10 protein-coding genes are annotated in these 12,706 nt (G+C 66.5%); 4 read left to right on the plus strand and 6 right to left on the minus strand.

Annotated features, from left to right (window positions below; all coding sequences use genetic code 11):
• On the minus strand, positions 1–1,974 hold a 1,974-nt coding region (locus tag GPA22_RS16085), incomplete at its 3' end, for a site-specific recombinase (RefSeq protein WP_169257074.1).
• 116 nt (positions 1,975–2,090) lie between these two features.
• Between GPA22_RS16085 and GPA22_RS16090 the strand changes: the two genes are divergently transcribed.
• A complete protein-coding gene (locus GPA22_RS16090) occupies positions 2,091–3,995 on the plus strand; it encodes an ATP-binding cassette domain-containing protein (RefSeq protein ID WP_169257075.1) in 1,905 nt (634 codons plus the stop codon).
• A gap of 9 nt (positions 3,996–4,004) precedes the next feature.
• On the opposite strand, the gene GPA22_RS16095 is transcribed toward GPA22_RS16090, so the two are convergent.
• The 3 genes from GPA22_RS16095 to GPA22_RS16105 all read right to left on the minus strand — a co-directional run bounded on the left by GPA22_RS16095 (position 4,005) and on the right by GPA22_RS16105 (position 6,452).
• A complete protein-coding gene (locus tag GPA22_RS16095) occupies positions 4,005–4,913 on the minus strand; it encodes a hypothetical protein (RefSeq protein WP_169257076.1) in 909 nt (302 codons plus the stop codon).
• Positions 4,914–4,950: 37 nt separating this feature from the next.
• Positions 4,951–5,526: a LemA family protein gene (locus tag GPA22_RS16100; RefSeq protein WP_169257077.1), complete on the minus strand. Its 576-nt coding sequence runs from the start codon at positions 5,524–5,526 to the stop codon at positions 4,951–4,953.
• 71 nt (positions 5,527–5,597) lie between these two features.
• Positions 5,598–6,452, minus strand: a complete 855-nt coding sequence (locus GPA22_RS16105) for an HDOD domain-containing protein (RefSeq protein WP_169257078.1) — start codon at positions 6,450–6,452, stop codon at positions 5,598–5,600.
• A 155-nt stretch (positions 6,453–6,607) separates the two neighbouring features.
• Here GPA22_RS16105 and GPA22_RS16110 point away from each other — a divergent pair, with 155 nt between their 5' ends.
• The 3 genes from GPA22_RS16110 (at position 6,608) to GPA22_RS16120 (ending at position 10,846) form a co-directional block, all read left to right on the plus strand.
• A complete protein-coding gene (locus tag GPA22_RS16110) occupies positions 6,608–7,606 on the plus strand; it encodes an acrylyl-CoA reductase family protein (protein WP_169257079.1) in 999 nt (332 codons plus the stop codon).
• Positions 7,607–7,624: 18 nt separating this feature from the next.
• A complete protein-coding gene (locus tag GPA22_RS16115; RefSeq protein ID WP_169257080.1) occupies positions 7,625–8,809 on the plus strand; it encodes a GGDEF domain-containing response regulator in 1,185 nt (394 codons plus the stop codon).
• Between the two features lie 144 nt (positions 8,810–8,953).
• Positions 8,954–10,846: a propionate--CoA ligase gene (locus GPA22_RS16120; protein ID WP_169257081.1), complete on the plus strand. Its 1,893-nt coding sequence runs from the start codon at positions 8,954–8,956 to the stop codon at positions 10,844–10,846.
• An 80-nt stretch (positions 10,847–10,926) separates the two neighbouring features.
• On the opposite strand, the gene GPA22_RS16125 is transcribed toward GPA22_RS16120, so the two are convergent.
• Both GPA22_RS16125 and GPA22_RS16130 read right to left on the minus strand, forming a co-directional pair.
• The gene (locus tag GPA22_RS16125) at positions 10,927–11,682 is read right to left on the minus strand and encodes a PEP-CTERM/exosortase system-associated acyltransferase (RefSeq protein ID WP_169257133.1); all 756 of its coding nucleotides are present in this window, start codon (positions 11,680–11,682) and stop codon (positions 10,927–10,929) included.
• Positions 11,683–11,838: 156 nt separating this feature from the next.
• Positions 11,839–12,465, minus strand: coding sequence for a lytic transglycosylase domain-containing protein (locus GPA22_RS16130; RefSeq protein ID WP_343036069.1), 627 nt, complete (start codon positions 12,463–12,465; stop codon positions 11,839–11,841).
• Between the last annotated feature and the right edge of the window lie 241 nt (positions 12,466–12,706).

A 12,706-nucleotide genomic window follows, 5' to 3' on the forward strand; every position in this document is an offset into this window, starting at 1 on the left:
GAGGAAGTCTTGCGGGCGGGTGACAAAGCGCCGGAGGGTCATCCACACCAGTGTTCGGCCTTGCGCGAAGGTGATGCGTCGCGCGCGCATCGCAACGTACAGCGTCAGCGAGAAGCTCACGGCGAGGTTGGTCAGGCCGATGAGCGCGACGCCGGTGGCGGCGAGGGCCGCGGCTTTCCATCCGAGGGCGAAGTCCAGCCCGACGCCGGCATAGCCCACGTAGGCCGAGGAGAAGGCGATATGGCGGATGTCGAGGGGCAGGCCCAGGAGTACGCCCAGGGCCGTGACGCCGCCGAGGAGGAAGCCGAAGAAGAAGTTGCCCGCGAGGGCACCGAGATTGTTCTCCACATAGGCGGCGATGCGCTCCATGCGCCTGGAGCCCAGGATGCGACGTGCCCAGCGCAGTTGCAGGAGGCGTTCCGGAATGCGGCCGTACGCGCAGAGATTGTCGTAGTACCCGGAGATGAGTCCTGACAGGAAGAGGCAGACCCCGGCGATGGCCGCAAAGATGACGGCGCCGCCGGCGGGGTCGATCTCGTCGAGCAGCGCGCGTGCCTTTTCCGGGGTGACGAAATGCGTCCCGGTGGTGGCGTACACGATCACGCCGAGCGCCGTCGCCACGGGGATCGCGATGCCGATGTTGCCGACGATGGCGGCCAGTTGGCTGCGAATCGTTCGCGCAATCAGTTCGACGAGGTTGTCGAGATCGCGCGTCTTGCCGCGGGTTTCCCCGATCGAGGCGGCGATCGCGTTGGCGGTCATCGCCGGCTGCTTGGTCGCGACCGTGCCGCCGATGACGTGGATGATGACGAATCCGATGCCGTAGTTCAGGCAGAAGGTCAGCGCGGCCGTGAGCGGCGCATGGCCCTGTTTCGCGAGCACGAGCTTGAAGGCGGCCATCAGCGCGATGATGAATCCGCCGAGTGCGGCCGAGCCCAGGATGCCGAAATACTCGCGGCGCGTCGAGGTGATGTAGTGCTCGCCGGTCTTGCTGGCGCTTTCGGTCATGCGCCGCGACAGCAGTTCGACATTTTTGCCGAGGTAGTCGGAAAGCCGGTGCTTGCGACATTCCGCGCGCACCAGTTCCTTGAACAGATCGACGATCTGCGGGGCGACGTCCGCGAGCATGCGGCGTTTGCGCAGGCCGGCAAGCAGTTGTACCAGGCGGCCCATGCGGCGCAGGTGCTGTAGCAGGCGTTCGAGCTTGAACGTCAGGGTGAGGCTGGTACCGAGCTTGGCGGCGCGGCGCCGGATGCGCTGCAGGACTTCCTCGCACTGGTCGAGCATGACCTGGACGTGTTTCTCGTCTTCCACGAGCGTCGACGAGGTTGCCCACCACTGTGCGTAGTGCCTGATGTACGCCACCAGTTCGGCGTTCTGCGCGAGAAAGGCCGATTCGTGCTCCTCGAGGTCGGGATCGATGCGGATGAACTCGGGGTCGAGGCCGATCGCGCTGGCGTGGTAGGAGAGCACGCGCAGAGCCTCCAGGATTTCGGCAATGGCGCCGGGCAGTTCACGGCCGTCGATTTCCGAGACGGGCGTTTCGTCGCCGAGAAGCGTGCGGATCAGCTCGCACCACAGCTCGTCGGAAACGGCGTTGACCCACACTTCGTCGTCGGGCCGCCAGAACAGGACGGCGAGCACGTCCTTCATGTATGCGGTGTCGATGTAGTCGGGCAATAGCCGGCCGGAGATGCGCCGCGCCGTCTCGGAGAAGAATCCCGTCGACGGCAGCAGGCCGGACGACGCGTACAGCGAGACCTGCTTGCGCTCGCGGAACATCCGGCGGAGCGCGTCCGACAGGCGTTGCCGCAGCTCCGGACGCGACTTGAGCGTATCGATCAGTCGCAGCAGCCGGGTTTCCGCGCCCGCCGCGTCGTTCGCCCTGGGCGGGCGCAAGTGTCCGATGAGGGCTTTCCACTGCGCGAGTTCGTCGTATTCCGGGTTCCCCAGTTGTTCAAGCAGTCGATCCATGCAGTTTCGTTTTCCTGTCGCTTTCGTCATGTCATGCTGCGCTGCGCAAGAATCAGCGCGCCCGCCATCTTATCAGCCCGCTAAAATGCGGATCCCGCTTCGCGAGTAACAGTCCAATGCCGCTTCTGTCTGTCGAAAATGCCTGCCTAGCCTTCGGCCACGTCGATCTGCTCGATCACGCCGAATTCCAGCTCGATGGCGGGGAGCGGGTGGCCTTGATCGGACGCAACGGTTCGGGCAAGTCCAGCCTGCTGAAGGCGCTGGCCGGGCAGGCCGCGCTCGATGACGGGTCGGTGTGGCGCCAGTCCGGCCTCAAGGTCGCGTACGTGCCGCAGGAGGCGGATTTCCCGCTCGATCGCGACGTCTTCGCGACGATTGCCGATGGTCTGGGAGACGCTGCGCGCCTGCTCGTCGATTATCACGATGCGATGCATGCGGTGGCCGAGTCCGCGAGCGCGGAGGCGCTGGCACGGCTGGACGCCTTGCAGCATGCGGTCGATGCGGCCGACGCGTGGCGGCTCAACCAGCGCGTGGACGAGGTCATCGTCCGCCTCGCGCTGCCGGGCGAGGCGCTGGTTTCGAGCCTGTCGGGCGGCGGGGTGAAGCGCGTGGCGCTCGCGCGGGCGCTCGTCTCGGAGCCCGATCTGCTGCTGCTCGACGAACCGACCAACCACCTCGACCTCGACGGCATCCTCTGGCTCGAATCGCTGATCCGCGACTTTCGCGGCGCGGTGGTCGTGATCACGCACGACCGGGTGTTTCTCGACAACGTCGCGACGCGCATCGTCGAGCTCGACCGCGGCCGCCTGAGCAGCTACCCGGGCAGATTCAGCGATTACCAGCGCCGCAAGGCGGAGGAGCTCGAGGCCGAGGCCAAGGCCAACGCACGCTTCGACAAGGTCCTCGCGCAGGAGGAAGTGTGGATCCGCAAGGGCGTCGAGGCGCGCCGGACCCGCAACGAGGGGCGCGTCCGGCGGCTCGAGGCGCTGCGGCGCGATCGTGCCGCCCGGCGCGATCGCCTGGGCAACGTGAAGCTTGCGGTGGACAAGGGCGAGCAGAGCGGCCAGATGGTCGCCGAACTGACCGACGTCACCAAGCGTTTCGGCGACCGCGCGGTGGTGCGCGATTTTTCCACCCGCATCATGCGCGGCGACCGCGTCGGCCTGATCGGGCCGAACGGTGCGGGCAAGACCACGCTGCTCAAGCTCATCCTCGGCGAGATCGCGCCCGACGGCGGCACCGTGCGCCGCGGCACGCGCCAGACCGTCGCCTATTTCGATCAGCTGCGTGCCCAACTCGACCCGGAACTGCCGCTGACCGAAGTCATCAGCCCGGGCTCGGATTACGTCGAGATCGGCGGCGAGCGCAAGCATGTCATCGGCTACCTGGGCGACTTCCTGTTCGCCCCGCAGCGCGCGCGTTCGCCGGTGAAATCCCTGTCGGGCGGGGAGCGCAACCGGCTCCTGCTCGCACGCCTGTTTGCGCGGCCGGCGAACGTCATGGTGCTCGACGAGCCGACCAACGACCTCGACATCGAAACGCTCGACCTGCTCGAGGAGTTGCTCGCCGCATACGACGGCACGCTTTTCCTCGTCAGCCACGACCGCGCCTTCCTCGACAACGTCGTGACCCAGGTGATCGCGGCCGAGGGCGACGGGCGCTGGGGCGAGTATGCCGGCGGCTATGCGGACTGGCAGCGGGTGAGGCAGGCCGCCGCCGAACGCGAGGCGGAGGAAACGAAGGTCGCGACGCCGAAGCCCGCCCCCGCCGCCGCCAAGCCCGCGGCGGCGAAAAGCGGGAAGCTCACGTTCAACGAGAAGCGCGAACTCGATGCCTTGCCCGATCGCATTGCCGCGCTCGAGGCCGAACAGACGTCATTGCACGCACGCATGGCCGACCCCGCGTTGTACCAGCAGGCGCCGCAGGAAGTCGCCCGCATCAAGGCGCGCCTGGACGAACTCGAAGGCGAGATCGAAGCGGCGCTTGTCCGCTGGGAGGCACTGGAAAGTCGCGCCGGCTGATGCGACCGCTCAGCCGGTGACGCCGACGATGCCGCCGAGCCAGGACGCCGCGGCGGCGGAGGCGAAGAATACGGCGACGTGATAGGCCGACCACCAGCGGTAGCGCGCCGCGAGGCGGTCGGGATCGAGGTCGGAGATCAGGAACAGCGACTTCGATGCGGGTTTGCGCACGACATGCGCCTCGGGTGCGGACAGGATCTCGTCCCGCAGCTGCGTGACTTCCCGCCGGGCCTGGCTGCGCGCCAGTTCCCATTCGCGCAGGTCGATTTCGCCGTCGCCGTCGAGGTCGAAGCGTTCCAGCAGGGCCTTGCGGTCCGATTTCCAATGGTCGAGCAGTTCGCGCGTCTGTCGCCCGATGTCGAACTCGGGTGCGACGCTGCCGAGCGTCGCAAAGTCGCCCAGCACGTAGAGGCGGTCGCGGTCGATCAGGCACCACTGGGTGTGGCGCGTGTCGCCCCGGGTGTAGGTTTCCTGCCGGCGCACCATCATGTCCGCGCCTTCGGGATCCACCGCGCACGCGCCGCTGCCGTCATCGAGGAGGAAGGAGGCGTCGCTCTCGTCCGTCGCCTCGTGACGCCACTTGCCGTCGCTGTCACGGCGTTCGGTACGCACGCGGTACCACAGCACGGGCAGGCCATTGACCGGTGACAGCAGCGGCGTGCCGTCGAGCGGGCGACCGCGTCCGCGCAGCTCGACGTAGCCCTGCGCGGCGGAGGCGATGCGCGACGTCGGCGTATCGGCGATCACGCGTGCCGCGCGGACCGAGCGCTGCCAGCCGTACAGGCTGCTGGCAGCCAGGAAACCGATACCGAGCCCCCATCCCTTGCCGGGGGCGGTCTTGAACACGAGCGCGATGGTCAGGAGGTGCAGCGTCGGCAGCGTGAGGTTTGCGACGTCGCGGCGCAGGCGGGTCAGCATGCGGCGGTCGGGGGCGCGCCGTGGGACGACGGTGCGATCACGTGCCGAACAGGGCCTTCAGATCGACGTCGGCTTTTTCCGCGCTTGCGAATACGAGCAGCGGCTTCGATTCGAACTGGAACATCTGCGCGACGAAGGCATCGGGGAACTGCTCGATGCGGACGTTGTGCAGATTGACCGATTCGTTGTACCACTCGCGACGGTCCGCGATGCCGTTTTCCAGCGCCGTGATGCGCGTCTGCAACTGCATGAAGTGCTCGTTGGCGCGCAGCTCGGGATACGCCTCGGCAACGGCGAAAATCTGTCCGAGCCCGGTGCGCAGCATTCCTTCCGCCCTGCCCAGCGCGGCGACGTCCTGCTGCTCGCGCGCACTGGCAATCCGTGCGCGTGCTTCCGTCACCCGCTGCAGGGTTTCCTGTTCGAACTGCTTGTATTGCCGGCACACTTCGACCAGCTTGGGCAATTCGTCGTGGCGCTGCTTGAGCAGGACGTCGATGTTCGCCCACGCCTTGGCGACGTTGTGCTTGAGCTGGATCAGGCCGTTGTAGACGACAATCGCATACAGCAGGGCGAGGACCAGTGCCCCGAGCGCGATGGCTGCGGACATGCTCATTGTGATTTCTCCCCTTGTTGCGACGGCATGATATACGCAATCCGGGTCCGTCGAGGACGGACGCGCGGGACTCAGGTCGCGGGCGGGAAGAAGCGGTGGAGTTCTTCGGCCGGGGCGCCGAGTCGCGCAAGCAGCAGCTCGGGGCTCAGATGCACCAGCTCGCTCAGTTCGGCGATGTCGTCGGGGAGGGCGTCGTTGTCCCAGCCCGATTGCAGGTGACGTGCAACAGCGTTCGCGAGCAGCACGTTGCGCACGCGCGGATTGCCCGCCTGGTCCGCATCCATCAGCGTGACGAGCAGCTCGGGCAGCTTCCAGGCGCGTACCAGCCCTGCCTGGATCTCGTGGGCCGTGACGCCGAAGACCGCCCGCTGCGCGTCGGCACGGCGCAACCAGCGGTTCGCGCGCTGCATTTCGAACACCCGCTGCGTCATCGCCGGGGCAAACGTCCAGCACATGATCTCGACGGCGTCCTTCAACAGGGCCGCGACGGTGATCTCGTCCACGTCGAGGTCATGGCGCAGGATCGCCCAGTCGCGCGCGAGGTGGGCGGCACGTCGCGCCCGGCCTATCGTTCCCAGCACCCCGACCAGCGCCTGGGGGTGGGCGGCCAGGCGCTCCTCCACCGTGCCCAGCCCGGAAAAGATCGCGAAGAACGGCGTGACGCCCATCATCATGATGGCCCGTTCTATCGTCGTGATGTCGTGATTCTGCTTCGGTCCGCGTCTGGCCTGAAGCGTGGTCAGCACCTTCAGGGTCATCAGCGGGTCCGCAATCACGACCGCCGCGACCTGCCTGCCGCCGGTCGAGTCGCTGGCGGCAAGCGTCCCGAATTCCTGCACGGTCCGGCGCAGCACGGGTACATCCTGTGCCGACAGGAAATCCACATACGCGTCGGCCGATGCGAACGGGGTATCGATGAAGGTCATGGGCGTCCCCGGGGGGCAGGTATGTCCATTATCGGCAGGAGCAAGGGGGAAATGAAGGGCGGGCAGCGATTGCCGCGGGCGCCCTCGGCTAATTGGCTATAATCGGCGCGAAAAACGCGGCATCGTGCTGCGGACCGGAGAGGAGTAGAGCGCAAGTGAATACACCCTTCAAGGCTTTCCTGATCGACCAGGACGAGAACAAGCAGATCGTCAGCCGCCTGGCCACCCTCGACGCGGCACAACTGGATGCAGGCGAGGTCCTCATCCGCGTTCATTACTCCAGCATCAACTACAAGGACGCGCTCGCGGCGACCGGCGCCGGCAAGATCATCCGCCGCTTCCCGTGTGTCGGCGGCATCGACATGAGCGGCGAGGTCGTCGAGAGCGCCGATGCGCGCTTCAAGCCCGGCGACAAGGTCATTGCGACCAGCTTCGACATCGGCGTGGCGCATCACGGCGGTTACGCCGAGTATGCGCGCGTGCCGGCGGGCTGGGTCGTGCCCTTGCCGCAGGGGCTGGACCTGCTCGACGCGATGGCCCTGGGCACCGCCGGCTTCACGGCGGCGCTGGGCATCGTGCGCATGGAAGACAACGGCCTCGCGCCCGCGAACGGGCCGGTCGTCGTGACCGGTGCCACCGGCGGCGTCGGCGGCCTGGCAATCGACATGCTCGCGCGTCTCGGGTATCACGTGGTCGCCCTCACCGGCAAGGAGGCGGAAGGCGATTACCTCACGATGCTCGGGGCGGCGGAGATCAAGCTGCGCAGCACGATCGACCTCGACAAGGTGCGCCCGCTCGAGGCCGCGCAGTGGGCCGGCGCGGTCGACAACGTTGGCGGGCCGATCCTCCACTGGGTCCTCGCCACGATGAAGCAGGCCGGCACCGTCGCCAGCATCGGCAACGCCGCGAGCTTCAAGCTCGACACCACGGTGTTCCCGTTCATCCTGCGTGGCGTCAGCCTGCTGGGCATCGATTCCGGCTACATGGGCTTCCCCACCCGCCAGCGGGTGTGGGACCGCCTCGCCACCGATCTCAAGCCGCGCCACCTCGCTGCCGTTACCCGGACCATTGCACTCGATGACCTGCCCGAGGCGTTCGACGCCTACATCAAGGGCGCGGTCAAGGGACGTACGGTCGTACGGATCGGCGCCTGAAGCGGGAAAGGATTCATTATGAGCGAGCAGGGTAATCAGCCGCTGCCCAAGGTGTTGATCGTCGACGACTCGCGGATGGTGCGCGCCTCGATCGTCAAGCTGATCAGGGGGCGCTTCGAGTTCCGCGAAGAGGCTGACGGCGAGGCCGGGTGGCAAGCCCTGCTCGTCGATCCGTCGATCCATCTGGTGCTGACCGACATCGGCATGCCCCAGCTCGACGGCTACGGCTTCCTGGAGCGCATCCGCTCTTCGAAGCTGTCGCGCGTCCAGGAGCTTCCCGTCATCGTCATCTCGGGCGAGGAAGACGACGCGGTGCGCGAACGCGCCCGCCAGCTCGGGGCCAACGATTTCATCACCAAGGGCATCGGCGCGGCCGAGCTGCTGGCGCGCCTCGACTCGCTGACGCGGCTGGCCCAGACACGGCGCGAGCTCGAGGAGAGCCGGGCCGCGCTCGCGAAGCAGAGCCCCGTCGATCCCGTCTCGGGCCTCGCGACCGAGTCCTACATGACGTGGCGCGGCGAGCAGGACCTGGCGCTGGCCCGTCGCCATCAGGCCGACTTCAGCACGATGGTCGTCGAGATCGATCGCTACGACCAGCTCATCACCGCCTACGGCGCGCACGTCGCGCAGCTGGTCACGCGCAAGCTGTCCGGCATCCTTGCGACCAAGGTGCGCAAGGAAGACACCGTCACCCAGATTGCGCCGTCGCAGTTCGTGGTCCTGACGCCCGGCACCGATCTCGGCGGCGTCTGTGCGTTCGCCCTGCGCATGCAGCAGACGCTGGAAAAGCTCGTGATGACCTATCGCGAGGACCGCATCCGCATCAGCGTGACCATCGGCGTCGCCAGCTCGTCCGTTGACGGCGCGCAAAGCGTCAGCGAACTGATCGGCGTGGCGATGAAGCGCACGCAGGCCGGCCGGCAGGCGGGTGGCAATCGCGTCGTGAGCGATCAGGGGGAAGTCACGCAGGAAGCGGTCGATCGCCTGGTCAAACAGGTCGTCAGCATCGACCAGGTGCTCGGCCGGATCCGGGAAGGCGCAGGTGCTGCCGAACTCGATGCCCAGCTTCCGGCCGTGGTCGCCGCGCTGATGCCGCTGCTCCAGTTGATGGAAGCGCGTCTCGGCTGCGGGATTCCGCTGGACCGTCTTAGTCACTACAATTTCGGCCCTGGGGCTGGCGCGGAAGGCACGAAGAAGGCCTGAATCGCTGTCCCGACAAACAATAACAACAAATAACAACAAAGCAGTGCAAGGTGGTGCCGTCGTTCCCGTGAGGAAAGGGCGGCGGTGCCGGAACGCTTATTAAAAAGCTGGCAGTACAGGGATACTAGAAGGGAGAGGAAGCTTATGACGATGTACAAGGAGTTTCACCGCCGTTCCATCGACAAGCGCGATGAGTTCTGGGCCGAGCAGGCCGGGCTCATCGACTGGAACAAGCCCGCGGAGCAGATCTGCGACTTTTCCAATCCGCCGTTCGTGAAATGGTTCAAGGGTGGCGAAACCAACCTTTGCTTCAACGCGGTGGACCGTCACGCCGCGCAGCGGCCGAACGACCGCGCGCTGGTCTACATTTCCACCGAGACCGACGAAGAGAAGGTCTACACGTTCGCCGAACTGCAGCGCGAAGTGGAGCGCATGGCGGCGATCTACCAGGACCTCGGCGTCCGGAAGGGTGACCGCGTCCTGATCTACATGCCGATGATCGCCGAGGCGGCCTTCGCGATGCTCGCCTGCGCGCGCATCGGCGCCATCCACTCGGTGGTATTCGGCGGTTTTGCCGCCGGTTCGCTGGCCACCCGCATCGACGATGCCAAGCCCGTCCTGATGGTGAGCTCGGATGCCGGCATGCGCAACGGCAAGCCGGTGCCGTACAAGCACCTCGTCGACGAAGCGTGCAAGCTCGCCGAATTCCCGCCGCAGAAGGTGCTGATCGTCGATCGCGGTCTCGACAAGGGCTTCCCAAAGGTCGCAGGCCGTGACATCGACTACGCCGAGCTGCGCGCGAGGCACATGGACGCCAAGGTGCCGGTGACCTGGCTCGAGTCGTCCGAACCCAGCTACATCCTGTACACGTCGGGCACCACCGGCAAGCCGAAGGGCGTGCAGCGCGACACCGGCGGCTATGCGGTCGCGCTCGCCGCGTCGATGAAGCACATCTTCACCGGCGACGCCGGCGAGACGATGTTCTCGACTTCCGACATCGGCTGGGTGGTCGGCCACAGCTACATCATCTACGGCCCGCTGCTCGCCGGCATGGCGACGGTGATGTACGAAGGCACGCCGCTGCGCCCGGATGCCGGCATCTGGTGGCAGATCGTCGAGAAGTACAAGGTCACGGTGATGTTCTCGGCGCCGACCGCGGTGCGCGTGCTGAAGAAGCAGGATCCGGCCTTCCTCAAGAAGTACGACCTGTCCTCGCTCAAGCACCTGTTCCTCGCCGGCGAGCCGCTCGACGAGACCACGCACAAGTGGATCATGGACGAGCTGGGCATCCCGGTCATCGACAACTACTGGCAGACCGAAACGGGCTGGCCGATGCTCTCGGCGATCCGCGGCATCGAGAAGACGCCGATCAAGTACGGTTCGCCGAGCTTCCCGGTGTATGGCTACGACCTGCGCATCTTCCGCGAGGACGGCACCGAGTGCGGCCCCGACGAGAAGGGCATCGTCGGCGTCGTGCCGCCGCTGCCGCCGGGCTGCCTGTCGACGGTGTGGGGGCAGGACGACCGCTTCGTCAGCACCTATTTCACGCTGTTCAAGGATCCGGTGATCTTCTCGTCGTCCGACTGGGGCATCAAGGATGCGGACGGGTACCACACGATCCTCGGCCGCATGGATGACGTCATCAACGTCGCCGGCCACCGCCTCGGCACGCGTGAAATCGAGGAAGCGATCCAGGCACACGCGGCGATCGCCGAAGTCGCCGTCGTCGGCGTCGCCGACCAGCTCAAGGGCCAGATGCCGATGGCCTTCGCGGTGGTCAAGGACGCCTCGCGCGTCGACAGCGCCGAGAAGCGCATCGAGCTCGAGAAGGAAGTCATGAAGACCGTCGACAACCTCCTCGGCGCGATCGCCCGTCCGGCGCGCGTGCACTTCATCTCGGGCCTGCCGAAGACGCGTTCGGGCAAGATGCTGCGCCGCTCGATCCAGGCACTGGCAGAAGGCCGCGACGCAGGTGACCTGACGACGATCGACGATCCGAGCACGCTGGAGCAGATCCGCAGCGCGCTCGCGAGCTGACGAGAAGTCTCTGTAGGCAGAAAACCGCGCCACGGCGCGGTTTTTTTTGAGCGCGACGAGGAGATCTCCCCGACGGGGCGTCAAGCTTCAGCCACGCCCTCGCATGCGGACTCCATGTCTTCCTGAATCGCCCGCCACATCGGCCTCAGCAGAAAGCGCATGCCCTTGATGATGCCCTGCACGTCCATCATCGACGGAATACGGGTTCCGCGGTGTTCGACCGGACCGCCGATCTGCCGGACATCGACCCCCAGTTTTGCGAAATGCGAGGCGAGGCGGGGTTCGGTCAGCACGAAAAGCGTTTCGATGCCGGCGCGTTCGGCAAGGGCGATCGCCCCCAGATACAGGCCTATGGGAATGTACGGGAAGCGCGGCTGTTGCGTCGTGCCGAAATCCTCGTCGCGGATCGGCGCGACGGCAAGCGACTCGCCGCGACGACGCCTGTAGGCGGCGCGCACGGCCAGCCGGGACACTTCGGCGATCCGGTCGCGGGGCAGGCGCGACGGGTCGACGATCGAGCGGTCCAGGGTCGCCGCGCAGGTCCGCTCGAAGGGAAGGGGGGCGTCGGGCTCGTCCGAACTCGTGAGCACAACGCGGGTGCATCCGACCGGTCTGGCTGGCTCGGAACTCGTGCGCAGCAGGCAATGCATGCTGTGCGCATCGTACTCGTCGGTTTCCCGCCGATCCGGACGCACCGGTTCGAAACCGAGGTCCTCGCAGTACACCTCATGCCGAATGCGGAAGACGGCCTCGCGCAGCGGGTCGTCGGTCGCCGGATGGATCTGGAAATACTTCCTGAAACCGTGGCCGAGATTGAAGCGGTCGAACAGATGCATCTTGCCCCCTGGAGTTCGTTGTCCTTGAAACAAGTAGCGTTGCATTCTATGCAGGCGTTGCCGCCTGCGCAGTGAAGCACTTCCTCTTTTATCGCTATCGAGCGTTTGCGCGGGCATCCGCGCCGGCGCGTGCGAGCCCCGATCGGTCGCGGGGAGTCAGCAGCACGAGGACGCCCGCCGTGGCACCCCCGGCAGGGCGTCGTCGGAGGGAGCCTGGCGGCGAAACGCGCTGTAGTGGTTCAGCACCATCGGCACGTAGGTGACGGTCTCGGCGAATGGCGGTATGGCGTTGCCGTAGCGCTCGACCGCCCCCTCACCCGCGTTGTAGGCGGCCAGCGCCAGCGGCAGCGAGTCGAAGCGGTCGATCAGCTCGCGAAGGTAGCGGGCTCCCCCGGCGAGATTCTGGCGGGGGTCCAGCGGGTCGGTGACGCCGAAGCGTGCGGCCGTCGCCGGCATCAGCTGCATGAGGCCCAGCGCGCCTTTGGGGGAACGCGCCTGGTGGTCGAAGCGGCTTTCGACAAAGGCGACGGCTTTGACCAGCTCGGGGTCCAGCCGATTCTGTCGGGCGACATCGTGAATAAGAGGCGTGAACCGCTCCGGGGGGCGCGGCGGGATCCTTGCCGGCGGTGCGGTGCTGCGCCTGGGCGTGTCGAGGTTGAGAAGCAGGCGGTGGCGCGAGTCGCTGGCTGCGTCGCTGAAGTTGAAGACGCCGCGCTCGTCGGCGAAGCCATACAGCCGATCAGCCCACGACGGGCTGGCGGCCGAGGCGGCGATTGCCGCCACGAGCCACACCGTACCCCGAAAAACGGCACGACGTGCGAGGCACGGCGCGGGCAAGCGGGGAGTGGGGAGCACACCCGGGATTGTCGGCCTTCTCATTGGCCCTCCGTTTGACAGTGCCCGTCGTCTGAGGTCGTATATGACCAGTGTGGCACTTCTGCCGCGAACGCGCCTCAGTATGTAGGAATTTGGTTGCACTTTGTGTGCTAACGTTGGCGTCAATTTCGTGCGAGCAGGACTTTTC

Origin of the sequence: Aromatoleum toluvorans, from assembly GCF_012910905.1 — a bacterium.
Lineage (GTDB): Bacteria > Pseudomonadota > Gammaproteobacteria > Burkholderiales > Rhodocyclaceae > Aromatoleum > Aromatoleum toluvorans.

Coding starts and splice junctions, on each gene's coding strand:
- GPA22_RS16090 (WP_169257075.1), top strand. CDS start 2,091: ATGCCGCTTCTGTCTGTCGAAAATGCCTGCCTAGCCTTCGGCCACGTC.
- GPA22_RS16095 (WP_169257076.1), bottom strand. CDS start 4,913: ATGCTGACCCGCCTGCGCCGCGACGTCGCAAACCTCACGCTGCCGACG.
- GPA22_RS16100 (WP_169257077.1), bottom strand. CDS start 5,526: ATGAGCATGTCCGCAGCCATCGCGCTCGGGGCACTGGTCCTCGCCCTG.
- GPA22_RS16105 (WP_169257078.1), bottom strand. CDS start 6,452: ATGACCTTCATCGATACCCCGTTCGCATCGGCCGACGCGTATGTGGAT.
- GPA22_RS16115 (WP_169257080.1), top strand. CDS start 7,625: ATGAGCGAGCAGGGTAATCAGCCGCTGCCCAAGGTGTTGATCGTCGAC.
- GPA22_RS16120 (WP_169257081.1), top strand. CDS start 8,954: ATGACGATGTACAAGGAGTTTCACCGCCGTTCCATCGACAAGCGCGAT.
- GPA22_RS16125 (WP_169257133.1), bottom strand. CDS start 11,682: ATGCATCTGTTCGACCGCTTCAATCTCGGCCACGGTTTCAGGAAGTAT.